Below are 21775 nucleotides of genomic sequence, written 5' to 3' on the forward strand. Positions count from 1 at the left end.
GGACGCACTGCCGGCCGCCCCATTCCGGAACGAGATGGAACAGGTTTAATATAGGATCGAAATCGGCGCGCATGGTTGCGTCACCCTGGCGCGACGCAGGTCCGAGCCGAGCCTGTCGCGATAATTCTCGGATACAAGATGGCTTTCACTTCACCTCCGGCCACTGCCGGGGCATCGTTTGCACTGCGCTTCAAGACGCTGGCGCATCTGCCGCGCCTGCTGCTTTCGCTCTGGCGGACGAGCCCGGTGCTGGCGGCCTGCGTCGTGGTGCTGCGGCTGCTGCGGGCGGCGCAGCCGCCGCTGGTGCTCTATGTCGGCAAGCTCATCATCGACGAGATCATCGTGCAATCGCGCATGCCCTCGGCAGGGCCCGATCTCGCGGATTGGCTTGATAGCGGGCGCCTGAACGCGCTCTGGACCTGGCTCCTGCTGGAATTTGCGCTGATGGTCGGCGCCAACGTCCTGACGCGGATCGGCGCGCTGATCGAAGGCATGCTGAGCGAGCTTCACGGCACGGCGCTGAGCATCCAGATCATCGGGCATGCGGCCGACCTCGACCTGCGCGACATCGAGACCAGCGAGACCCAGGACAAGCTGCAGCGTGCCCGCATCCAGACGGCGATGGGCGGAGGCCTGCTCAACACAGTGCTCAGCCAGGTGCAGGACGCCGTCACGCTGGTCATTTTCCTGGGCGGATTGATCGCCTTCGTTCCCGTGCTGATCGGGTTGCTGCTGCTGGCCCTGCTGCCGACCCTGTTCGGCGAGGCTCATTTCAACGAGAAGAGCTATGCGCTCAGCCGGGCACTGACGCCCGAGCGGCGCTATATGGAGTATGTCCGCAATGCCGGCTCGGTCGCTTCCGCGGCCAAGGAGGTCAAGCTGTTCGGGCTCGGGCCCTTGCTCGCGCAGCGCTACGCGGAGGCTGCAGGCAAGGTCTTCTCCGCCAATCGCAAGCTGGCGACCGGGCGTGCGCTGTGGAGCGGGCTGTTCGGGGCGGTCGCCTCGCTGGCCTATTACGCGGCTTACGCCGTGGTGGCCTGGCGCACGGTCCGGGGCGAATTCAGCATCGGCGAGCTGACCTTTCTGTCCGGCTCGCTGTTGCGCCTGAACGGGCTGTTCGAGCGCCTTATCGTCGGGCTGACCAATCTCGCCTCGCAGGCGCAGTTCCTCGACGATTTCTTCTCCTTCATGGACATGCGCTCGTCGATGCCGCAGCCGGCGACTCCGTGCCCGTTTCCGGCGCCGATGCGGCAGGGCATCGTCTTCGAGAATGTCGGCTTCCGCTATCCCGACAAGGACGGCTGGGCGCTGCGCAACCTCAGCTTCACACTGCCGGCAGGCGAGACGCTGGCGCTGGTGGGCGAGAACGGCGCCGGCAAGACGACGATCGTCAAGCTGCTGACCCGGCTCTACGACCCCGACGAGGGCCGCATCCTCGTCGACGGTATAGACCTGCGCGAGATCGACGTGGCCGAGTTGCGCGACCATGTCGGCGCGATCTTCCAGGATTTCGTGCGCTATCAGGTCACGGCCGGCGAGAATATCGGCATCGGCCGGGCTGCCGAACTCGACAACCAGCCCCGCATCCGCGACGCCGCGCAAAAGAGCCTGGCCGATCCGCTGATCGAGAAGCTGCCGCTTGGCTACGACCAGATGCTGGGCCGGATCTTCGCCAAGGGGCTCGATCTCTCAGGGGGCGAATGGCAGAAGATCGCGATCGCACGCGCCTATTTCCGCGACGCCGACATCCTGATCCTCGACGAGCCGACTGCGGCGCTCGATGCCCGCGCCGAGGCCGAGATCTTCGAACGCTTCCGGGGCCTCAGCCAGTCCAAGACGTCGCTGCTGATCTCGCACCGCTTCTCGACGGTGCGCATCGCCGACCGCATCCTCGTGCTGGAGAACGGTGCGATCCTGGAAAGCGGCAACCACGAGGAGCTGGTCGCGCTGGGCGGCCGCTATGCCGAGCTGTTTGCGCTGCAGGCGGCGGGGTTCCAGTAGGACATCGTCATTGCGAGCGAAGCGAAGCAATCCAGGAGTGCATAGAGCTCTACGCTGCTGGATTGCTTCGCTGCGCTCGCAATGACGGCGAGGTGCGGCCTTACGCCCTTGCCAGCGCCTCGACCGGATCGAGGTTTGCGGCGTTGCGTGCGGGCAGGAAGCCGAAGGTCAGGCCGATCAGCGTCGAGCAGGCGATCGCGGCGGCAAAGGCCTCGCCGGAATAGACGAACTTGATCGGCGAACCGGCGAGGCCGAAGCCGGAGCCGATTGCAAGCGCCAGCCCGATGCCCAGCACGCCGCCGATGAAGCAGACCAGCGAGGCCTCGATCAGGAACTGCTGAAGGATGTCGCTGCGCCGGGCGCCGACCGCCATGCGCAGGCCGATCTCGCCGGTGCGCTCGATCACCGAGACCAGCATGATGTTCATCACGCCGATGCCGCCGACAAGCAGGGAGATCACCGCGATCGAGGCGATCAGCAGCGTCATCGTCTCGGTCGTCCCGGTGATCGCGCGGCGGATCTCGTCCGTGTTGCGCATGAAGAAGTCGGTGGTGCGGTGGCGATGCGTCAGCAGCTCGGTCACGGCCTCCTGGGCGGCCTCCGTCGAGGTGTCGTCGGTGACGCGCAGGCTGATGCTGCGCAAGGAGAGATCGCCGAGGAAGCGGCCCTGGACGGTGGTGTAGGGCAGGTAGACCTGCGGGTTCTGGCTGCCGCCGAAGCCGCCCTGCTGAAACTTCATCACCCCGATGACGCGGCAAGGCACGGCGCCGACCAGGACGACAGCGCCGATCGGGTTGCGCGAGCCCGGAGGGAACAGGACCTGAAGCGTGTTCTCGTCGATCACCACATCCTGCGCGAACCGGCGCACATCGTCTGCATCGAAGAAGCGGCCCTGGACCAGGACGCTGCCGCGCACGTCGAAGTACTGTTCACCGACGCCGTTGACCTGCGCGCTGGCCTCGATCGCGCCGAAGCGGACATTGGCGGAAGTCGTCACGGTGGGCGTGACGCTGGCTGCATAGGGCTGACTCGCCAGGATCTGCGCGTCGCCGACCGTCAGCGTCTTAACCCGGCCCGAGCGGATGTCGCCGAAGCCGGAGCCCGGAAATATCTCGAGCGTGTTAGTGCCGAGGCTCGAGATCGAGGCCAGCACGCTCTGGCGCGAGCCCTCGCCGAGCGCCACGACCGCGACCACCGAGGCGATGCCGATGATGATGCCGAGCATGGTCAGCGCTGTGCGCAGGCGGTGCGCCTGCATCGCCCGCAATGCCATGCCGAACGCCTCGCGCAGGCGCCCGGCGGCGGCGCGCCAGCGGCTGGCGGGCGCCGGGGGCGGCGAGGGTGGGGCCACGGGCTCCGATAGCGGCACGCTGCGCGTGTCGGCGATGATCTTGCCGTCGCTGAGCTCGATGATGCGCTGGGCCCGGGCCGCGACATTCATGTCGTGGGTGACCAGGATGATGGTATGCCCTTCGCGGCTGAGCTCTTCCAGCAGCGCCAGCATCTCCTCGCCGCTCTTGCGGTCGAGCGCACCGGTTGGTTCGTCGGCGAGGATGACGCGGGCGCCGTTCATCAATGCGCGCGCGATCGAGACGCGCTGCTGCTGGCCGCCGGACAACTCGGAGGGGCGATGCGTCTTGCGGGCGCCGAGGCCAAGCCGCTCGAGCAGGGCCGCGGCGCGGCCGTGGCGAGGGCCGGCCTTCATGCCGGCATAGATCGCGGGCACCTCGACATTGGCGAGCGCCGTCAGCTCCGGCAGGAGATGGTAGCGCTGGAAGATGAAGCCAAAATACTCTCGCCGAAGCCGCGCCAGCTCCTCGGGGCCGAGGTCGCGCGTCGAGCGGCCATCGATCTGGTAGTCGCCAGCGGTTGGCCGATCGAGACAGCCGATCACGTTCATCAGGGTTGACTTGCCGGAGCCGGAGGGGCCGACGATGGCGACCATCTCGCCGGCCTCGATCGTCAGGTCTGCGCCGTCCAGCGCCGAGACGCCGGTCTCGCCGATGCCGAAATCGCGCCGGACGCCGCTGAGCTTGATGAGGGGCACGCCCACGCCGTCAGAACCCGAAGGGTGAACGGGGGCGGCGTGTCTGGCCGGCCGCGGTGGGCCCGCCGCTGGCGCGGGCGGTGACGACGCGCTCGCCAGCCTTCAGGCCCGAGGTGATTTCGGCAACGATCTTGTTGTCGAGCCCGACCGTGACCTTGCGCATCGCCGGCTTGCCCTCGTCGTCGAGCACTTCGACGACGGTGCCGCCGCGCCCGCGCCGGATCGCCGTCGAGGGGATGGTGACGACGCCCGTCGCCTTGCCGACGACGACAGTGACCTGAACCGTCATCGAGGTCAGGAGCCTGCCCTGTGAGTTGGGGACCTCGAACAGCGCATTGTAATACACCGCAGTGGCGGTGGCGGCGCTCGAACTGGTCGAGGTCGAGGAGCTGTTCATGTTCTGCGTCTTCAGCGTGTCGGGCGCGGGCTCGACGAAGCTGATGCGGCCGGGAAAGCGGGTATCGGGCTCGCCAAGCACGCTGAAGAAGACGTCCTGCCCGGTCTTGACCCGCAGCACGTCGGCTTCCGAGATCTTGGCCTTGACGGTCATGATCGAGACATCGCCGAGCACCACGATGGTGGGCGCGGATTGCACCGCGTTGACCGTCTGGCCTTCCTGCGCGACCACCGCGAGCACGGTGCCTGCTGTCGGGGCGGTGATGCGGGTGTAGCCGAGATTGGCGCGCGCGGTCTCGACCTTGACCTTGCCGGAGGTGATCTGCGCCTCGAGCGCCGCGATCTGGGCGCGCGTGGTGCGCACCGTCATCTCGGCGTTCTCATAGGCGTCGCGCGAGACGGCGTTCTGGCTGACCATCTGCTTCTGGCGCACCAGCACGGATTCCGCATAGGCCAGCGTGGCCTGGCGCTCGTCGCGCTGCGCATTCATCATGGCGAGGTCGGCTTCCGCCGAGCGCAAGGCGTTCTGCTGGGTAATCGCGTCGATCTCGGCGATCAGATCGCCCTGCGCGACAGTCTGGCCGAGCTTGACCTTGAGCGTGGTCAGGCGGCCGGAGACCTGGGCGCCGACGCTGACCTGGCGGATAGGCTCCAGTGCGCCGCTGGCGAGCACCGCTTCCTCGACATCGCCAACGACGGCAGCCACGCTCGGCAGGGCCTGTGCCGGCACTTGCGAGGTCTGCTGCGAACGCAGGGCGTAACCTCCGGCGGCGAGCGCACCCAGCACCAGGACGAGCAGCGCAATACGGCGAAACCTCATTGGTTTGTTTCCCCGGACGGCAGGGCGCGCAGGCGCGGTCCCTGCGGCCCGTCTTCAACTGTAGGATGCGCAAGGTCGACCGGCCGGATCCAGCCGCCGCCGAGCGCCTTGTTGAGCGCAATGAACTGGGTCGCAAGCGCGATCCGGCTCTGGAGCAACGCTTCCTCCGAACTATACAGCGAGCGCTCCGCATCGAGCACATCAAGGAAACTGGTGCCGCCCGAGCTATAAAGCGAGCGCGACAGGCGGGCGGCCTCGCCGGAAGCCGAAGCGGCGCGCTGCAAGCTGACGAGGCGAAGGCGCTCCTGCCGCAAGCCCACCAGCGCGTCTTCCACATCCTGAAGCGCCGTCAGCACGGAAAGGCGAAGCGCGGAATCGGACTGGTCGCGCTGGGCGCGGGCCACATCGACCGCCGCCGCAAGTTCGCCGCCATTGAAAATAGGCACGCTGAGCGTGGGGCCGAAGGCCCAGCCGATCGCGCTGTTCCTGGCGAGATCACCTAACTTCAGCGCCGAGGTGGAGATGTTGCCGGTCAGCGAGATCGAGGGATAGCGCGCGGCTTCCGCCTGGCCGATGCGCGCGGTCGTCGCGGCCAGCCTGCGCTCGGCGGTGCGGACATCGGGGCGGCGGCGCAGCACGTCGGCGGGAATGCCGGCGCGTGGGGTAGCCGCTGCAGCAGGAACGCCACCCGAGCGGGCGAAGGGCCTCGCCATCGCAGATGGGGGCTGGCCGGTGAGCACCGCGAGGCGGTGCAGCGTCTGCGCCAGTGCCGCTTCGAGCGATGGGATCTGGGCCTGCGTGCTGGCGACCTGGGCCTCGGCCCGCGCGGTATCGACGGCGGAGACATCACCGGCGCGGAACCGGGTCTTTGTCAGCTCCTCCGTCTGGCGGAAGGTCGCGACCGTGCGCTTGGTCAGGGCAATGCGCGCCTGATAACCGCGCGCCTCGACATAGGTCGCGGCGACATCGCCGACCAGGGTCAGCAGGACGCCGTCGAGATCATCCTCGGCGGCATCCGCGCCATAGGTCGCCGCTTCGACCGCTCTGTCGCGCGCGCCGAATATATCGAGCTCCCAGGAGGTGTCGAAACCGGCGCGATAGCTGCTGCGGGTCGCTCCGCCCGAACGCGAGCGGATGGCGGAAGCGGAACCGTCGACCTGCGGGAACAGGGCGCCCACAGTCTGAGCGCGCGACGCGCGGGCCTCTCGGATGCGCGCCTTGGCCTGCGCGACGTCGAGATTACCGGAGACGGCGTCGGCGATGATCGTGTTGAGCGTCGGGTCCTTGAACAGCCGCCACCATTCGGCGGGGTTGGGCACCTTCTGCTTGGACGACGTCGCGCTCCAGTGCTGCGGCAGGTCGATCGCGGGTGGGGCGTAGTCGGGGCCGACGGCGCAGGCCGCGAGACCCATCGCCAGCGGCAAGAGCGCCAGGCGCAGGCATGCCTTGGCGTCCATCCCCGCAGCCAAGCGGCTCCAGGCGTCGATGGGCGCGACGGAGCGCGGCCTTGCGGCGCTGTGCAATCTGATCACGCGGCGAGATCCAGGACCCGAATCGGTGCGGGCGGTACGTCCGCTCGTGGCGTGAGGCCTACAAAGCAGCCGGGGCAATTGCAACTATGGCGCGGCGACAGGCGTTCCGCGCCGCAATTGGGGTAGGGCGTTGCGGCAGCTTGGCGATGGCGAAGAGAGGCAGCAGGGACTAGACCTCCTGCCGTTCACAGGTCGATACGCTCCAGCCGAGCGCCAGGGAGAGAGACAATGGGCTTCAAGCCTCCGTTCGCCGGAATACATGCCATCCTCTACGCGCTCTTCGACGCCCAGGAGCGACTCGACCGCGAGGCGATGCGCCGGCAGACGAAGACCTGCCTGTCGCTCGGCGTGCATGGCATGGCCGCGCTGGGACTGGCGACCGAGGTCTCGAAGCTGACGCAGGTCGAGCGCCTGCAATTGATGGAATGGGTGTCGGAGGACACCGCAGGGGCCGTTCCGCTGGCCTTCACGATCTTCGGCTCGTCGGTGGCCGAGCAGGTCGCGCAGGTCCGGGCGGCGGAGGCGGCCCAGGCCGATTGGGTGATCCTTCAGCCGCCCATGGCGGGGAGTTTCGGCGCGGCAGAGTATATCCGCTTCTTCGGTCGCGTCGCCGAGGCGACGTCGCTGCCGGTCGCGATCCAGAACGCCCCGGCCTATATGGGGCGCGGCCTGTCGGCAGAGGAAATCCGCGATCTCGTCACGCAGCACCCCAATATCTGCCTGGTCAAGGGGGAGGGGCCGGCGGTGGAGATCCGCCAGCTGATCGCGACCACTGAAGGACGGCTGCCGGTGTTCAACGGACGCGGCGGGCTCGAATTGATCGACAATCTGCGCGCAGGATGTGCCGGGTTGATCCTGGCCCCCGATACGATCGACTACGCGCTCAAGGCATATAACCGCTTCCTTGCGGGCGACGAGACCGGCGCGGACGAGGCCTACCGCGAGGCGTTGCCGGCGATCGTGTTCATCATGCAGTCGATCGAAAACCTGCTTTGCTACGGGAAGCGCATTTTCGGCGAGCGCGCCGGCATCGCGATCCACGACAGGGCACCGGCCATGCGCCCCACGGAGTTCGGCCTCGAACTGGCGAAGCGGCATGCGGCGCAACTCGGGGCGCTTTCCGGGGAACGCTGAGCGCGGCCGCGCCGCGATCAGCCGCGCCGGGATCATGAGCCTCGCGCTGGGCGGACCTTAGGCAACGACCAGAGATCAGGCCGCGTCATCATGATGACGGATCGACCGTGGAACCAACCGCCCTGGCGGTCGTTGCCTCGTCAGGTTCACATATGGGGCAAGATCATGACACCGATCGAGATCGTCATCGTGCTGACCTGCATGGCCTGCTTCGGTCTCTGGTTGGGGGCCGCCGACCGCGCATAGCACCGCCCGCGCTTTAGTGAGCGCAACGCATTTTGCAGCGCGACCTGGTCAGCAGCGGCATTCCACTTTCTCGACCTGCGGTCTGCCCTGCTGCATCAAGATCCGCTCCTTGCGTCCATCGGGCAGGACCCGGATGACACCCTGGCCGGCATCATCAAGGAAATAGGCGGGGATTCCCGCCTTTCGAGACTGATCGAGCGTGCGCTTGCGGAACTCCAAGAGTAGCGCATTCTTCATGTGATCCTCCCCAGGCATAGGCCGAGCGGGCAGGGCCGTCACCGACTCCGCGCTCACTGTTCAAATGGGTGAAGCTGACGATTGTTCCAGTTTTCCGTCCCGTTTTTTGCGGTCCGGTCCGATCACGAATTCGGCAAGGCGCGATGCCCGTCCCCGGCGATCTCGCGGGACTCGCCTACCGTCTCGATATCGGGCGACGTCATGTCGTAACGCGTCGTCAATGCCGCGGCGATCTTGATCAGATCGACATGGCCGTCGACGAGAACATTGCGCAGGCTGCCCGCCTCGATGATTGCGGCGTTGGCCGGCCAGTTGGCGTCGATCTGGCGTTGGACCTCCAGGTAGATCATTCGCGCGAGATCCTCGATCTGCCGGTTCTTCTCAGTCTGGTCGTGCTCGGCCATGTTGGCGGGGTGTCCTCGCGGGGGGGGCGGTGGAGAATAGCATTCTCACACACCGCATCATCGTCCGGCAGCGGAACTCGCACGCACTCTGCCGGTTGGTTTTCGAGCAATGGGAGGATGCGAGATGGCACAGGACCGATGCGCCGGCGCCCTATCGAACCGCGCGCCGGCCCGGGCAATCCGGCGAGGCGAGCGAGCAGCGGCCGGGGCCGAGCCCTTTGTCGGGCAACGCGACAGGCCCGCATGCGCCATACGAGGCCGACGACCCCGAGGGTCTGGCCGCGGGCAAGCATGTCCGCGAGGACCACGTTCCCGAGCCGGTACCGACGTCCCAGCCGAAGAAAGGGCTCGAGAGCGAGAACATCGTGATCCTTGGCAAGGACAGCTAGCGGACCGTGAGGCGACTAGGGCCTCGAGGTGGCTGAGTTCGCTGCCCCAGGGTTGCCGCGCGCCTCCCAACCCCGGTAGCACTGGTCGGCACCGCCTCATGATCGTGGCGACCTTGTGAGACCTCTCCATGATCCTCGTCTGCGGCGAAGCCCTGATCGACCTCTTCGTCCCAAACGGACCTGAGGAGCACCTCCATACAAGGGCTGTGCTGGGAGGATCGCCCTTCAACGTCGCCGTTGGGCTGGCGCGCCTCGGCCATCCCGTTTCGTTTCTCGGAGGGCTGTCCGGCGACGTCTTCGGCCAAGCGCTGGCGAATAAGCTCGAAGCCGAAGGAGTTGATCTCTCCCATGCGGTCCGCTCGGAGAGGCTGTCGACGATCAGCGTCGTGGGCGCCGACGAGCATGGCCATCCCAGCTACAGCTTCCATGGCGAGGGAAAGGCCGACCGCCAGCTTGACCTGAAGCATCTGCCGCCAGAGCTTCCCGGCGCAATCGAGGCGATTGCCATCGGGTCCTACACGATGATCGTGGAGCCTGTCGGCAACACGCTTCTGCATCTGGCGGAGCGCGAGAACGGGCGGGTGACCATCTCCCTCGACCCCAATGTCCGGCCGGGGGTGACGCCGGACATGGCCTCATGGCGCCAGCGCTTCGAAGCCTTCCTGCCACATGCCGACATCGTCAAGGCCAGCGAGGAAGACCTCGCCACGGCCTATGGCTCGGGGGTGGACATCGATAGTCTCGTCGCTCGGTGGCACGCGGCAGGACCGGCGCTAATCATGGTTACCTATGGCGGCAGGGGAGCCGCTGCGCATCTGCGCGGGCATGAGCCCATCTTCATTCCCGGCCGTGCGGTTGCCGTGATCGACACCGTCGGCGCGGGCGACACATTCCACGCTGCTGCGCTGGCCAATCTCGCGGGCGTCGGCCGGCTTGCCAAGTCGCGGTTCGGCGGGCTGACCATCGGGGAGGTGGCAGAGGCGGTCCGGTACGCCGTGGCCGCAGCCTCCATCACCTGTACGCGTCAGGGGGCTGATCTGCCGACGCGGGCGGAGGTCGCGGCGGCGCTTTCAGCCTAGGCGAGCAGAGGGGCGGGATGTCGCCGCACGGGAATCCCGCCCCGCTTTACGATGATGCGCATATCGCTGCGCGAGGGGCCGGTTCAAACGACCCTGACCCTTTTAGTTGATGGCCTTCAGGCTGGTGAGGATCGCATCGATCGCCTTGGAGTGCGTCTTGCGTTCGTCTTCATTGCCCCACAGCGTCAGCAGAACGACACGGTCCTTGCCGCCCGGCAACATGACGAAGTCTACTGTCGTCGGTTCGTCCTTGAACGTTGTCGAGAATTTATAGTGCGTCGCCTTGATGCCATTGAGAGTAATCTCGGATTCCGCAGGCTCGTTGACCTTGATCCCGGTGCTTTTCATCCATTTCTCGTTGCTCTCCATCATCGCGCGGACGTTCTTGATCGCGGCAAATTCAACAGAAATGTAGACGTCCTTGTTGGGCGACCAACCCTCGTACCCATACTTGACCTCTGTCGTGGTCCAGTTGTCAGGGATCGAAATAACGATGGCCGGATCCTTGTCCGGGACGGCGAAATTCTTGGCGAGCGCAGGCGTAGCAAGCAGGGCGACAGCCAGTGCAATTGCGGAAATGCGACGGGATTTCATCTTCAGGATTTCCATTAGGCGGGATGCGGGCTGCACCTGCGGCCATCCTTCATCATATCAACTGCATCCGAGCGCAATCTCATTTGGGTCATGTTGAATAGCCCCTAGAATTGAGGACGCCTTGTATCCCAGTTCTGAGGCAAGGAGGGCATGATGGGCCCCTGCCATCTCAGCGACGATTTCAAGCGTGACGCCGTCGTGCAGATCACTGAGTTTGGCTACCGCGTTTCAGAGGTGTCCAAGCGGCTCGGCGTGAGCCCGCACTCGCTCTAGGCTTGGAAGCTGACATTCTCGAAGCCGCCCGCGCGGCTGCTATAGACCAGGCTGTGGAGTCCGCCGTCCGAAGGCCGATCTGAGGCGGGTCGTGGAGGAGCGCGACGTCACAAGACGGATGCCCCGCCCCGTCGGCAAGGGTGTCGTCTGGTTGGCATAATCGATCTGCATCTGCGTATCCGGTCTCAGGGGCTGCCCTGGTCAAGATGGATATCCGCGCGTCCGGGTCCTCATACAAACCAGGACATCGGACGGCGCATTCAGGATCATGATCTCCGAACCGCTGGTCTGACCGTTATGCCATCTGTCTTTCACCTCTCGCAGACCTCGCGCGGCACAGCTTGGGCCAGCCGCATCCTTGATGCGCTCGACCCGGAGCGTGGCACGAGAAGCGCGCCGATGGACGGCCTTACGATCGAGGCGAACGATTGGAACGGAATGCACGTAGATTGGGACGCAGTGCAATAGCCACCTCTTTGGTCCGGGCTATGATGATCCGATCGCATTTTGGGTCCATTACGTGCACGGAAAGCCCGCCATGATACGCCCCGTCGTCTTCCTCGCCCTTGCTCTCTCCCTCGCGGGCTGCAACCCCGATTCCCAGGCTCAGCGGACATTGGGTGGCGGTGTGATCGGCGCGGGCGGTGGCGCGCTTATCGGCGCCGCAGCCGGTGGTGGACGGGGCGCCGCGATCGGCGCCCTGGCGGGTGGGTTGACCGGAGCCCTGATTGGACGCGCTACCACTCCCGACAACTGCATCTTCGAGGATCGGGACGGGCGCAGGTTCACGGCTCGGTGCCCATAAGGGGTCTCGCGCCGGCCGAGGGGGCGATGGCTGCGAGCCTCGCCATCCTTGGTCCCGGTGCCTGCCCCGCTGCGCGTGCCAAGATCGGGTTGCCAAATAGGGATGCTGAGAACAGCGCTGGGATTCTCTGCTGATCCATGACGGGCCCGCGGAAGGCATAAGCTGGCCAGTTGCCGCGCACAACGCCGTGCGGCTTGGGAAGGGTTTTCCAGATGACGACCGATGCGCCAGGCCTCTCGGATCAGGGCCTCGTTCGCCTGCAATCAGGCAAGATCATCGCGCTCGGTGTCGCGCTGATTGTGTGCGGCATCGTCGCCATAGCCAGCCCGGCGCTCTCGACCATGGTCGTTACGCTGTTCCTCGGCCTCGTCATCGGCGTCAGCGGCCTCGTCAAGATCGTCCAGTCCTTTCTGCTGAAGGGCTGGAGCGGCTTCATCTGGCAGTTTCTCGTCGGCCTGATCGAACTGCTCGGCGGCCTGCTCGTCTACCTCAATCCGATGAAGGGTGCGCTTGCTATCACGCTGGTCATCGCGCTGGTGCTGCTCGCGGAAGGGCTCGCGCAATTCGCCCTCGCGGTGAGAATGCGAGCGCATCGAGGCTCCGGCTGGATGTTCCTCTCCAGCATTGTCACGATCATCGCCGGCTTCGCCCTGGCGATGCGCCTGCCCGGAAATGGCGCCTATACGCCCGGCGCATTGGTCGGCATTTCGCTGCTCTTCGCCGGATGGGCCTATATCGCGATCGCGCTGGCCGCGCGCCGTGCGACTTGAAGCGGCGGCGGAGCAGGATAGACGGCATGCGTAGGTTTCTCGGCAGGGCGCTGAAGCGCGGCGCTATCCTGATAGCCATCGTCGCGATCTCGCTCGTAGGCTTTCGTATCTACGACAGCCAACGCGGTGCGCCGCTGGAACCCTGGCATACCTTCGTGCCGGAGGAACTCTCGATCGCCGCGCTCGATAAGAGCGACTGGACGGGCTACCTCAAGGCCGAGGAGGCCGCGTTCCGCAGCATCCGCGATGAGGTTACCCAGAAGCTCGACGCCGATGAACGTGTTCCGGTGAACCGCTATTTCGACGGCAGCCCGATCTATCCCGCCCGTTTCGCCCAGGACTGGAACCGCTCCTATGTGATGGAGCCGGAGGGCAAGCCGGTAGGCGCCGCCGTCTTCCTCCACGGCCTGACCGACTCGCCCTACAGCCTGCGCCATGTTGCCCGGCACTATCGGGACCGTGGTTTCCTCTCCGTCGCGATCCGGCTGCCCGGACATGGCACCGTTCCCGCGGGGCTGACCGAAGTCGAATGGCAGGACTGGCTCGCCGCCACGCATCTGGCCGTCCGCGAGGCCCGCCAACGCGTCGGTGCAGGCGTGCCGTTCCATATCGTCGGCTTCTCGAACGGCGGCGCTCTGGCCCTGATGCATGCGCTCGAGGCACTTGAAGATCCGGCGCTGGCGCGGCCCGACCGCATCGTCCTGATCTCGCCGATGGTGGGGATCACGGCCTTCGCGCGCTTTGCCGGGCTCGCCGCCCTGCCGGCTGTCCTGCCGCGTTTCGCAAAGGCGGCCTGGCTCAGCGTGCTGCCGGAGTTCAACCCGTTCAAGTTCAACTCATTCCCAGTGAATGGCGCCCGGCAGTCCCATCTCCTCACCGATGCCCTGCAGCAGAGGATCCTGCGGCTGTCGCGCGAAGGCCGGCTGAAGGATCTGGCGCCGATCATCACATTTCAGTCGGTGATGGATTTCACCGTCAGCACGCGCGCGATCATCACCTCGCTCTACGCCCATTTGCCGGCCAATGGCAGCGAGCTCGTGCTGTTCGACCTGAACCGGAGCACCAAGTTCGGGCCGCTGCTGAGCTCGACCTCTGACACGCTGCTGACCCGCATGCTGCCGCCCGCGCCGCGCGCCTACCGGGTCTCGATCATCACAAATGCCGGGCCTGATGCGACAGAGATGGTCGAGCGATCGACGCCGGCCGGGGAGACGCAGGAGAGCGTGCGCCCGCTCGGCCTGAACTACCCGCATGACGTGTTCTCGCTGTCCCATGTCGCGCTGCCCTTCCCGACGACGGACGCGCTCTATGGTCTCGCCCCGGACAAGACCGAGGACTTTGGCATCCAGCTCGGGGCGGTGGCGGCGCGCGGCGAACGCGGCACGCTGATCGTCAATCTCGATTCCCTGCTGCGGATGTCGTCGAACCCGTTCTTTCCCTATCTGATCGAACGGATCGACGAGCCGCTGGCCGGGGCGCGGAGCGGGCAGTAGCGCCCGCGTCGTCCGTCAGAAGCGCCAGATCAATGGCACGTAGAACACCGCCATGACGAAGAACCATAGCATCAACGGAACGCCGAGCTTCCAGTAGTCGCCGAACGCGTAGCCGCCCGGCCCCATCACCATGAGGTTGGTCGAGGTCGCGATCGGCGTCAGGAAGGAGGCCGAGCCCGCGATGCACAGGCTCATCAGGATCGGGCGGGGCGAGATGCCCAAGCTCGCGGCCGCCGCCATCGCGATCGGGATCACCAGCATCGTGGTGGCGGTGTTGCTCATGATCTGGCCGAGCGTCGCGGTCAGGATGAAGAGACCGGCGAGGAAGACGATCGGCCCCGCATCGCCCGTCAGCGCGACGAGATAGCCGGCGACGAGTTGCGCCGCGCCCGACTGCACCATCGCGATCGAGAGCGGCATCATCGCGCCGACGAGGATCACGGTCGTCCAGTGGATCGCGCGGTAGGATTCATCGACCGAGACGATGCCGGTCAGTATCAGCATGCAGGCGCAGGCGAGCCCCGCGGCGGCGGGCGGCACGATCCCGGTCGCCAGCATCACCACGAGCCCCGCCAGCACTGCAATCGCGATGCCCGCGCCGGCGCCCATCGGCACGGCCTGGCGGCGCACGAGATCTGGCGAGTTGACCACCAGCACGTCCGGGTCCTCGAGCCGGAGATCCAGCGCCTCCCAACTGCCTTCGAGCAGGATCGTGTCGCCCGCCTGCAGCCAGGGCTCGCGCGGGCCGAGATCGACGCCGGCACGCTGGACCGCGAGCACGACGAGATCGCCGCTGTCGGTCACCATGCCTGGATGCATCGCCCGGCCGATCAGGGCCGAGCGCGGCGGGATAACCACCTCCGCCAGCCCCGAGCGGCGGTTGAACATGCCGGCGTCGCCGGCCGCCTCCTCGCGCAAGGCGAGATGCTGGTCGGCCGCCAGCGCGGCGGCAGCCTGCGCCTCGCCCCGCACCAGCAGATAATCGCCCTGCGCTATGGCCTGGTCGCGCAGGGGGAGGCCGGAGGTCCCTGCCTGCACCGCCATGATCTGCAGTCGTGCGGGATCGCCGAGATCGAGATCCGCCGGCGCCATGCCGATGAAGGGCGAACTCGGCCGCACCCGCATCCGGAAGACGCCGTCGCTCAAGCCGTAATGCTCGACCAGCGTCTGCGCGTGACGGCTGAAATCGGCGGGCAGCCGCGCGCTGCTTTCCTGCGGCAGGAGCCGCCGGCCGAGCAGCAGGATGATCAGCATTGTCCCGGCGAGCAGCGGCAGGCCTACAAGGGCGAATTCCGCGAAAGCGAAACCCTTTTGCCCCGAATCTTCCAGCGCCTCCGAGACGAGGATGTTCTTGGGCGCCCCGGTCAGCAGCAGGTTGGCGCCGGCATGGGCGGCAAAGGCCAGCGGCATCAGCAACTGCGCGGGAGACTGGCGCAAGCGGATGGCGGCCATGACGACGACCGGCATCAGCGCCGCCACGGCGCCGCCGCCGCTGATCAGCGCGGCCAGGCAGCCGACGGCCCCCATGATGATCGAGAGAAGTCGCCAGCGGCTGTTCTCGCCCGCCCTCGCGATGAGGAACTGTCCGGCCCAGGCCGTGACGCCGGTCTTCTCCAGCGCCGCACTGACGATGAACAGGCTCGCGATGAACACGACCGCCCGGTCGCCGAAGCCGGCCATCGCCTGCTCCAGCGTGACGACGCCCGTCGCCCACAGCGACAACGCCGCAGACATCGCGACGACGACGACCGGCAGGCTGTTCCAGGCGAAGAGCAGGATCGTTCCCGCGATGATGATGCCGGTGCTCTCGATGTCGGTCATGGCTCATCCCCTCGACTGCAGGGCGCCGCCGAGCAGCACGACCAGCGCGATCAGCAACAGGCTCCCCACCGGCCAGCGCCGCAGCACCGCATCGACTTGGCCGATCCGCGTGAGGAAGCCCTGCAGGAGCGGCGCGCCACGCCGCAGCGAATGCAGGATATCGCCTTCAGGGATGGCGCCCTGCAGGGCCGTCAAGCGGCTGAGGCCGAGCATGGCCAAGGCGCCGAGCGCCATCGGCCAGAGCAGCTTCCACAGCGCCTCCGTTGAGACGAGAGAGGCCAGGCTCTCGCCCGAGATCGCCGGATAGAGCGACCAGGGCAGGATGAGCGATGCGGCAGTCACCACGAGCCAGGGCAGGGTCTCCGCCATTGGCGCGCGCGCATCGTGGTCGGTGGCCGCACCGGCCCTGACCACGCGCAGGAAATGCAGCATCAGCAGCGTGCTGCCGGCGCCGGCGAGCGAAACGGCGACGCTGAGCGCGCCATAGCCCAGCATCGGCTTCGCGGCGAGCTTGGCGAGCGCGCCACTGGTCAGCGGCATGCCGCCGAGGCTGAGCGCCAGTACCGCGGTCAGGAAAAAGACCGGCCGCAGCCGCGCGCTGCCCGTCGCCATCACGATGCCGACCGCGAGGAAAAGGGCGCCCTTCACCAGCGTATGGTGCACGCCGTAATAGGCGACGAGATCGAGCCCTGCCGGGTCAGCATTGGCGAGCGCCGTGCCGAGCAGCACAGCGATTAGGCCCATCTGGCTGACTGTCGAATAGGCCAGGATCGTCTTGGCGCGGCGCTGGGTGAAGCCGATGGCGGCTCCGTAGTAGGCCGTAACCAGCCCGATCAGGATAAGCGCGTCCCCCCAGCCTGGCAGACCGGTCTCGAAGGGCAGGAAGCGGATCAATCCGATCACGCCCGCCTTGACGACGACACCGCTGAGCACCGCCGAGGCCGGCATCGGCGCGGCCGGATGGGCGAGTGGCAGCCAGACATGGACCGGGACCAGCCCCATCTTGAGGGCGAAGCCGAGGACCAGCAGGGTGACGATCAGGTTCCTCTGGGGCGCTTGGGCGAGACCTGCTGCCACGTCCCGGATCAGCGGATTGGGCTCGGGGTTGGTCATGGCCAGCATCACCAGGGCCAGCAGCAGGAAAGCTTCGCCCAGCAACGCCAGCACGACGTAGATCGTGCCCGCGCGCTCGGCAGTTGCGGTCTGCTCATGCGCGATCAGCCCGTAGGCAGAGAGACTCGCCAGCGTGAACAGCAGGTAGAAGCCCGCGATATCGGCGACGATGAGGACGCCGAGGCTGCCCGCCAGCGTTAGCAGCCACCAGGCGCAGAAGCGCCCCATGCCAGGCTTGCGGCCGAGATAGGAGGCGGCATAGGCGCCGGCTGCACCCCACAGAAGCGCGGCGCCGCCGAGCAGGATCGCGCCGGGCCGGTCGAGCGCCAGCGTCATGCGGAAGGGAGAGGGGAAGAAGACTTCGGTTCCTGCCGGCGCCAGCATCGCCGTGAGCAGCGCCGGCAGCGGCGCGAGTACGACGAGGACAGGTGCATGGATGCGGAAACGCCGCCACAGGCAGGCAGCCGCCATGGCCAGCGGCAGCAGCACTGAGGCGGCCAGCAACAGGCTCGCGGCGTTCATGGCGACACCGCCAGCGGTACGGGCACGCGGCCGAGCTGCAGGAAGCCGAAGGGCTCGAGCGGGATGAAGCCGAGCAGGACTGCGGCCACGGCCAGGACGAGCGCGATGGCCTCGAGCTTGCGCGGGATCGGCCTGCCGGGGACCTCCACCGCGTTTGGTTGCACCAATGCCGTGTTGATCACGCGGAAGACGTAGCCCGCTGCAAGCACCCCGCCGAGCAGGATCGTCACCGCGAGCCAGAGCTGGCCTCCGGTCACCGCCGCCGTCAGGAGCAGGCATTTCGCGATGAAGCCGCCGCTCGGCGGCAGGCCCATCAGCGAGAGCCCGGCGAGACCGAAGGCGAAGGCACTGATCGGCAGGCGGCGCCCGAAGCCGCGCAGATCCGCGATCCGGTCATGTCCGAAAGCCTCGGCGATCACGCCCGCGGCCATGAACATCGCCGCCTTGGCGAGCGCATGCGAGACCAGCTGAAGCGCCCCGCCAGTCGCGGCGATCGTCGCCCAGGGCGGCACGGAGTCAAAGCCGATGGCCAAGGGAAAGACGATGAACAGGTAGCCGATCTGCGCTACGGTCGAATAGGCGATCATCAGCTTCAGCCGGGCCTGCTTCAGCGCCATCACGCTGCAGAACAGGATCGAGGCGGCCCCCAGAATGGCGAGGATTTGGCCGGCGAAGGCTGCAGCCTGGGCCGGCGCGACATCGAGCACGAGCCGCAGGATCAGGAAGATCGGCGCCTTGACGACCAGTGCCGAGAGGATGGCGCTCGCCGCCGCCGGAGCCCCCGCATGGGCGGGCGGCAGCCACAGATGCAGCGGGAACAGCGCGGCCTTCGCCAGGAGGCCCGCGATCATCAGAGCGAGTGCCATCGACAGGGCCGGCCCGCCTTGCCCGAGCGCCGAGAGGCTGCGGATGTCGAGCGTGCCGGTGCTGCCATAGACCAGCGCGACACCCAGCAGATAAAGCAGCGAGCCCAGCAGCGCGAACATCAGGTAGCGCAGCGCGGCGGCGATGGTCGTGGCGCGCCCGTCGAGGCAGACGAGCGGCACGGCCGCAAACGTCAGCAGTTCGAGCGCGACATAGAGGTTGAACAGGTCCTCGCCGACGAAGATCGCGTTCAGCGCGCTCCAGAGCGCCATCAGCAGCGGCCAGAAGGTCGCGCCCGCGCGGCCGTCGCAGGTCGCGACGTCGAGCCGCTGCAGGCCGCGCGCAAACAGGGCCACCGCCGCGACGATGACGGCCGTCATCGCCAGCATCGTGGCCGAGAGCCCGTCGGCCCGCAGCGCCAGGCCGAGCGGCGGCTGCCAGTTGCCGACTGAATAGGTCAGCGCGACCTCGGTCTTCAGCAAGGTGGCGACGATCGCGACCGCAACGGCCAGGCCCGCCGCGATCGCGGTGCAGGCAAGGCGCGCTGCATGGCGCTTGTCGAGAGCGAGCATCGCCAGCACCGCGACCACAGGCAGGATCACGGCGAGGACGAGCAGATAGCCGCCGGGCGACGTTGCATGGGCCGGGATCATGCGACGTCCCGCTCCGCACCCGGCGGGGGCTCGAGCGTCTCGCGCCCCGTCAGGTCGAACAGCCGTCGCAGCAAGGCCACGGCCAGCGCTGTTGCCGAAAATGCGACGACGATGCCGGTGATCACCATCGCCTGTGGCACGGGATCGCCGGGAAGCCCCGCTGCGGCGCCTCGACGAGCTATCGCGCCGAAAACCAGGAAGATGCCTGCGCCCAGGATGTTGAACCCGATGATCCGGCGCAGCAGATCGGCATGCGCGATCGCCATGAACACGCCGATGCCGCAAAGCCCGGCGCCGCACAGGCCAAACAGAACGGCGGGGCTGGCGAGGGGCCCGATCACGGCGCCGACATTTTGCTGGAGGGGCCGGCGACCAGCAAGGCGAGCGTCGCGCCGACCGAGAGCGTCAGCGCCGCCTCGATGCCGACGATGAGCGGCTTCGCCCAGCCTTCGGGGTAGGAGAGGAAGCCGTCGGCAATGGCAAAGCCGAGGAAGCCGACAAACAGGAATAGTACGGGTCCGCCGACCATCGCGTAACGCAGGCGTGCATCGTCGATCCGGGGCGCGGGGCGCAGGCCCGCGATCATGACGAGAAGCCACATCACCGCCAGGATGGTGCCGGCCTGGAAGGTGCCGCCGGGCGCATCGGCGCCGACCCAGAACATGTAGACCGCGATCAGCACGCCGAAGGGCGGCAGCGTCTCGGCGAGAAGGCGCAGCGGCTCAGGCACGCTGGCCGGACGCAGGTCCGGCGCTCCACCCCAGAGCCCGTCGGGCGCCAGCGACCAGACGCCGATCAGCGCCAGCAGCAGCACCACCTTTTCGAGCAGCGTATCCAGGGCGCGATAGGCCAGCAGCACCGCGGTCACCGGGTTACCGAGGCCGGTGTTGTCGAGCGCGGCCATCGCCGCCGGAGCCAGCGTCGGGGCCGGAACCGGCAGGAGCAGGACGACGAGCCCAAGCCCTGCCGCAACCGCGGCTCCCGCGAGCGCCGCCAGCGTCGTCGCGGCAAAGCGCGGTGCCGGTCCGGCCTGCCTGCTCAGGCGGATATGCGCCTCCATGCGCAGCAGGAGCATGCCGGTGACGCCGCCGCCGATCGCGGCTTCCGTCAGCGCGACGTCGATGGCGCCGAGCCGAACCCAGCCCAACCCGAGAAGCAGGCCGAATGCGAGAAAGGCGACGACGGCGTTACGGCCGTCGCGTGCGACTGCGACATGCAGGGCAAGCGCCAGCACGCCGGCGACGAGGCCGAGATCGAGCAGCAGGGTCATGGGGGAGACCGGCGCCGCTGCACGGCCCCCGCGATCAGCTGGCTCGCGACGGCGGCCGATAATTGCGCCAGCAGCCAGACGCAGACCAGCTTGAGCGCGCCGGCGACGCTGCCGGCCTGCGGCATCAGCCCGATCACGATCAGCCCCAGCCCGAGATTGTCGGCCTTGCTCAGGGCATGGAGCCTGCTCAGCGTATCCGGGAAACGCAGCAGACCGAGCGTGCCCGCAAGAAAAAGCACCGCTCCCGCCACGACGAACACGAGGGTGAAGAGATCGAGCGCCGCGCTCATCCCGACTTCTCCCCTTTGTCACGTGCTTCCGGCGGGGACTGCGCCCAATCGAGGCTGAAGGCGGCGCATGAGAAGGCGGCGAGCAGCATCAGCAGGAGCGCGACATCCGTCAGCGCCGGCTTGCGATTGGCCGCCCCGAGCAGCAGCAGCGCCGCGGCGCCACCCGTGCCGAGCAACTGCACCACCATCATCAATTCGACGGCGAGCGTGCTCCGCAGCACCCGCAGCAGACCGATGCCGGTTACGGCCAGGATGAAGACGGCCACGCCGGTCAGCAGCTCAGCCATGACGGTGCCCCAGGCGCATCATGGCGAGAAAGGCGCGCTCATCGGCCGCGATTTCTTCGGCAACGGGCTCGTCGCGGTCGAGGCAATGGATCAGAAGCGTGTCGTCCTGCCCCTCCGCGACAGGCAACTTGCCGGGCTGAAGGCTCATCACGGCGCAAAAACCGCGCCTGGCCATGCCGACAGGAACGCGCGTCCGGTATGAGGCAAACCCCGGCCGCAGCCCGCCCCCGGGGAAGAAGGCGAGGCGCGCCACGCTCACCCCCGCAGCCACGGATTGCGGCAGGAAACGAAGTACGAAGCGCAGGATGCCGAGCGGCGATACTCCGCTGCCGGACGGCCACAGCCGCAGGCTGGCCCAGCTTGCGGCGAGCGACGCCAGGAGCCCCATGGGCAAATCCTTGAGCCCCGGCCCCATGATCACGAGCCACAGGATCATGAAGCCGGCGCCCCTGCGGATCATCGATGGCTGGCCGTTACCCGTCAGGTCCCGCTTGGCGCTCATCGGCCTGACCGCATTGCGGGAGCCGCGATGGCTGGGCACGACCGCGCGACAGACAAATGTCGCACATTCGCAATTGCATATATTCCGGATGTATTGGTCGAATACATGTCGTGTTCGAGCTTTCATGCCCGACGAAAGAACAATATCTCGATGCGCGGCGGCCCGAAAAACGTACCATCTGCCGCTGTCGCGGGTCTTGGGCCGCATGTCTCAGTTCTAGGCCTCGCGTCCCA

The 21775-nt window shown here is 67.2% G+C and carries 22 protein-coding genes; 8 read left to right on the top strand and 14 right to left on the bottom strand.

Annotation, left to right across the window (positions count from 1 at the left end; all coding sequences use genetic code 11):
* Positions 1 to 138 precede the first annotated feature (138 nt).
* Positions 139 to 2001 carry an ABC transporter ATP-binding protein gene (locus AC1D2L_RS05105; RefSeq protein ID WP_476844760.1) on the top strand — a complete coding sequence of 621 codons (1863 nt, stop codon included), beginning with the start codon at positions 139 to 141 and terminating at the stop codon, positions 1999 to 2001.
* A gap of 100 nt (positions 2002 to 2101) precedes the next feature.
* On the opposite strand, the gene AC1D2L_RS05110 is transcribed toward AC1D2L_RS05105, so the two are convergent.
* The 3 genes from AC1D2L_RS05110 to AC1D2L_RS05120 are packed head-to-tail and all read right to left on the bottom strand — an operon-like array spanning position 2102 to position 6796.
* Complete coding sequence (locus AC1D2L_RS05110) at positions 2102 to 4054, bottom strand: MacB family efflux pump subunit (protein ID WP_476844761.1); 1953 nt, start codon at positions 4052 to 4054, stop codon at positions 2102 to 2104.
* A 4-nt stretch (positions 4055 to 4058) separates the two neighbouring features.
* Positions 4059 to 5264 carry an efflux RND transporter periplasmic adaptor subunit gene (locus AC1D2L_RS05115; RefSeq protein ID WP_476844762.1) on the bottom strand — a complete coding sequence of 402 codons (1206 nt, stop codon included), beginning with the start codon at positions 5262 to 5264 and terminating at the stop codon, positions 4059 to 4061.
* Entirely contained in the window at positions 5261 to 6796 is a 1536-nt protein-coding gene (locus tag AC1D2L_RS05120) for an efflux transporter outer membrane subunit (RefSeq protein WP_476844763.1), read from the bottom strand. The genes AC1D2L_RS05115 and AC1D2L_RS05120 overlap by 4 nt, the downstream gene beginning before the upstream one ends.
* A 228-nt stretch (positions 6797 to 7024) precedes the next feature.
* Here AC1D2L_RS05120 and AC1D2L_RS05125 point away from each other — a divergent pair, with 228 nt between their 5' ends.
* Complete coding sequence (locus AC1D2L_RS05125) at positions 7025 to 7930, top strand: dihydrodipicolinate synthase family protein (RefSeq protein WP_476844764.1); 906 nt, start codon at positions 7025 to 7027, stop codon at positions 7928 to 7930.
* 294 nt (positions 7931 to 8224) lie between these two features.
* Here the strand turns inward: AC1D2L_RS05125 and AC1D2L_RS05130 are convergent, their stop codons facing one another.
* Complete coding sequence (locus AC1D2L_RS05130) at positions 8225 to 8413, bottom strand: hypothetical protein (protein ID WP_476844765.1); 189 nt, start codon at positions 8411 to 8413, stop codon at positions 8225 to 8227.
* A 122-nt stretch (positions 8414 to 8535) separates the two neighbouring features.
* Positions 8536 to 8817 carry a hypothetical protein gene (locus tag AC1D2L_RS05135; RefSeq protein WP_476844766.1) on the bottom strand — a complete coding sequence of 94 codons (282 nt, stop codon included), beginning with the start codon at positions 8815 to 8817 and terminating at the stop codon, positions 8536 to 8538.
* A gap of 29 nt (positions 8818 to 8846) precedes the next feature.
* Here AC1D2L_RS05135 and AC1D2L_RS05140 point away from each other — a divergent pair, with 29 nt between their 5' ends.
* Both AC1D2L_RS05140 and AC1D2L_RS05145 read left to right on the top strand, forming a co-directional pair.
* Positions 8847 to 9206: a hypothetical protein gene (locus tag AC1D2L_RS05140; RefSeq protein WP_476844767.1), complete on the top strand. Its 360-nt coding sequence runs from the start codon at positions 8847 to 8849 to the stop codon at positions 9204 to 9206.
* A gap of 128 nt (positions 9207 to 9334) precedes the next feature.
* Entirely contained in the window at positions 9335 to 10285 is a 951-nt protein-coding gene (locus AC1D2L_RS05145) for a carbohydrate kinase family protein (RefSeq protein WP_476844768.1), read from the top strand.
* A gap of 102 nt (positions 10286 to 10387) precedes the next feature.
* On the opposite strand, the gene AC1D2L_RS05150 is transcribed toward AC1D2L_RS05145, so the two are convergent.
* Positions 10388 to 10915, bottom strand: coding sequence for a hypothetical protein (locus AC1D2L_RS05150; RefSeq protein ID WP_476844769.1), 528 nt, complete (start codon positions 10913 to 10915; stop codon positions 10388 to 10390).
* A 117-nt stretch (positions 10916 to 11032) separates the two neighbouring features.
* Here AC1D2L_RS05150 and AC1D2L_RS05155 point away from each other — a divergent pair, with 117 nt between their 5' ends.
* The 4 genes from AC1D2L_RS05155 (at position 11033) to AC1D2L_RS05170 (ending at position 14220) form a co-directional block, all read left to right on the top strand.
* Positions 11033 to 11152 (top strand): transposase, encoded by a 120-nt coding sequence (locus AC1D2L_RS05155; protein ID WP_476845212.1) that lies wholly within the window; start codon positions 11033 to 11035, stop codon positions 11150 to 11152.
* Positions 11153 to 11690: 538 nt separating this feature from the next.
* The gene (locus tag AC1D2L_RS05160) at positions 11691 to 11957 is read left to right on the top strand and encodes a YMGG-like glycine zipper-containing protein (RefSeq protein ID WP_476844770.1); all 267 of its coding nucleotides are present in this window, start codon (positions 11691 to 11693) and stop codon (positions 11955 to 11957) included.
* Between the two features lie 212 nt (positions 11958 to 12169).
* Entirely contained in the window at positions 12170 to 12727 is a 558-nt protein-coding gene (locus AC1D2L_RS05165) for an HdeD family acid-resistance protein (protein WP_476844771.1), read from the top strand.
* Positions 12728 to 12753: 26 nt separating this feature from the next.
* Positions 12754 to 14220 carry an alpha/beta hydrolase gene (locus AC1D2L_RS05170; RefSeq protein WP_476844772.1) on the top strand — a complete coding sequence of 489 codons (1467 nt, stop codon included), beginning with the start codon at positions 12754 to 12756 and terminating at the stop codon, positions 14218 to 14220.
* Between the two features lie 15 nt (positions 14221 to 14235).
* On the opposite strand, the gene AC1D2L_RS05175 is transcribed toward AC1D2L_RS05170, so the two are convergent.
* Genes AC1D2L_RS05175 through AC1D2L_RS05210 form a run of 8 tightly spaced genes read right to left on the bottom strand, consistent with a single transcriptional unit; the run spans position 14236 to position 21749 of the window.
* Positions 14236 to 16041, bottom strand: coding sequence for an SLC13 family permease (locus tag AC1D2L_RS05175; RefSeq protein WP_476844773.1), 1806 nt, complete (start codon positions 16039 to 16041; stop codon positions 14236 to 14238).
* Between the two features lie 3 nt (positions 16042 to 16044).
* Positions 16045 to 17676, bottom strand: a complete 1632-nt coding sequence (locus AC1D2L_RS05180; RefSeq protein ID WP_476844774.1) for a complex I subunit 5 family protein — start codon at positions 17674 to 17676, stop codon at positions 16045 to 16047.
* On the bottom strand, positions 17673 to 19193 hold the full coding sequence (locus AC1D2L_RS05185) for a complex I subunit 5 family protein (RefSeq protein ID WP_476844775.1): 1521 nt from the start codon (positions 19191 to 19193) through the stop codon (positions 17673 to 17675). Before AC1D2L_RS05185 ends, AC1D2L_RS05180 begins: the two co-directional genes overlap by 4 nt.
* Positions 19190 to 19534 carry an NADH-quinone oxidoreductase subunit K gene (locus AC1D2L_RS05190; RefSeq protein WP_476844776.1) on the bottom strand — a complete coding sequence of 115 codons (345 nt, stop codon included), beginning with the start codon at positions 19532 to 19534 and terminating at the stop codon, positions 19190 to 19192. Before AC1D2L_RS05190 ends, AC1D2L_RS05185 begins: the two co-directional genes overlap by 4 nt.
* Complete coding sequence (locus AC1D2L_RS05195; RefSeq protein ID WP_476844777.1) at positions 19531 to 20463, bottom strand: MnhB domain-containing protein; 933 nt, start codon at positions 20461 to 20463, stop codon at positions 19531 to 19533. The genes AC1D2L_RS05190 and AC1D2L_RS05195 overlap by 4 nt, the downstream gene beginning before the upstream one ends.
* Entirely contained in the window at positions 20460 to 20753 is a 294-nt protein-coding gene (locus tag AC1D2L_RS05200) for a cation:proton antiporter (protein WP_476844778.1), read from the bottom strand. Before AC1D2L_RS05200 ends, AC1D2L_RS05195 begins: the two co-directional genes overlap by 4 nt.
* Entirely contained in the window at positions 20750 to 21040 is a 291-nt protein-coding gene (locus AC1D2L_RS05205) for a monovalent cation/H+ antiporter complex subunit F (protein WP_476844779.1), read from the bottom strand. Before AC1D2L_RS05205 ends, AC1D2L_RS05200 begins: the two co-directional genes overlap by 4 nt.
* Positions 21033 to 21749, bottom strand: a complete 717-nt coding sequence (locus AC1D2L_RS05210; protein WP_476844780.1) for a Na+/H+ antiporter subunit E — start codon at positions 21747 to 21749, stop codon at positions 21033 to 21035. The genes AC1D2L_RS05205 and AC1D2L_RS05210 overlap by 8 nt, the downstream gene beginning before the upstream one ends.
* Positions 21750 to 21775: the final 26 nt, after the last annotated feature.

It is taken from the genome of Allobosea sp. P1_B10 (assembly GCF_056406735.1).

Coding starts and splice junctions, on each gene's coding strand:
- AC1D2L_RS05105 (WP_476844760.1), top strand. CDS start 139: ATGGCTTTCACTTCACCTCCGGCCACTGCCGGGGCATCGTTTGCACTG.
- AC1D2L_RS05115 (WP_476844762.1), bottom strand. CDS start 5,264: ATGAGGTTTCGCCGTATTGCGCTGCTCGTCCTGGTGCTGGGTGCGCTC.
- AC1D2L_RS05125 (WP_476844764.1), top strand. CDS start 7,025: ATGGGCTTCAAGCCTCCGTTCGCCGGAATACATGCCATCCTCTACGCG.
- AC1D2L_RS05130 (WP_476844765.1), bottom strand. CDS start 8,413: ATGAAGAATGCGCTACTCTTGGAGTTCCGCAAGCGCACGCTCGATCAG.
- AC1D2L_RS05135 (WP_476844766.1), bottom strand. CDS start 8,817: ATGGCCGAGCACGACCAGACTGAGAAGAACCGGCAGATCGAGGATCTC.
- AC1D2L_RS05145 (WP_476844768.1), top strand. CDS start 9,335: ATGATCCTCGTCTGCGGCGAAGCCCTGATCGACCTCTTCGTCCCAAAC.
- AC1D2L_RS05155 (WP_476845212.1), top strand. CDS start 11,033: ATGGGCCCCTGCCATCTCAGCGACGATTTCAAGCGTGACGCCGTCGTG.
- AC1D2L_RS05160 (WP_476844770.1), top strand. CDS start 11,691: ATGATACGCCCCGTCGTCTTCCTCGCCCTTGCTCTCTCCCTCGCGGGC.
- AC1D2L_RS05165 (WP_476844771.1), top strand. CDS start 12,170: ATGACGACCGATGCGCCAGGCCTCTCGGATCAGGGCCTCGTTCGCCTG.
- AC1D2L_RS05170 (WP_476844772.1), top strand. CDS start 12,754: ATGCGTAGGTTTCTCGGCAGGGCGCTGAAGCGCGGCGCTATCCTGATA.
- AC1D2L_RS05175 (WP_476844773.1), bottom strand. CDS start 16,041: ATGACCGACATCGAGAGCACCGGCATCATCATCGCGGGAACGATCCTG.
- AC1D2L_RS05180 (WP_476844774.1), bottom strand. CDS start 17,676: ATGAACGCCGCGAGCCTGTTGCTGGCCGCCTCAGTGCTGCTGCCGCTG.
- AC1D2L_RS05185 (WP_476844775.1), bottom strand. CDS start 19,193: ATGATCCCGGCCCATGCAACGTCGCCCGGCGGCTATCTGCTCGTCCTC.
- AC1D2L_RS05195 (WP_476844777.1), bottom strand. CDS start 20,463: ATGACCCTGCTGCTCGATCTCGGCCTCGTCGCCGGCGTGCTGGCGCTT.
- AC1D2L_RS05200 (WP_476844778.1), bottom strand. CDS start 20,753: ATGAGCGCGGCGCTCGATCTCTTCACCCTCGTGTTCGTCGTGGCGGGA.
- AC1D2L_RS05205 (WP_476844779.1), bottom strand. CDS start 21,040: ATGGCTGAGCTGCTGACCGGCGTGGCCGTCTTCATCCTGGCCGTAACC.
- AC1D2L_RS05210 (WP_476844780.1), bottom strand. CDS start 21,749: ATGCGGCCCAAGACCCGCGACAGCGGCAGATGGTACGTTTTTCGGGCC.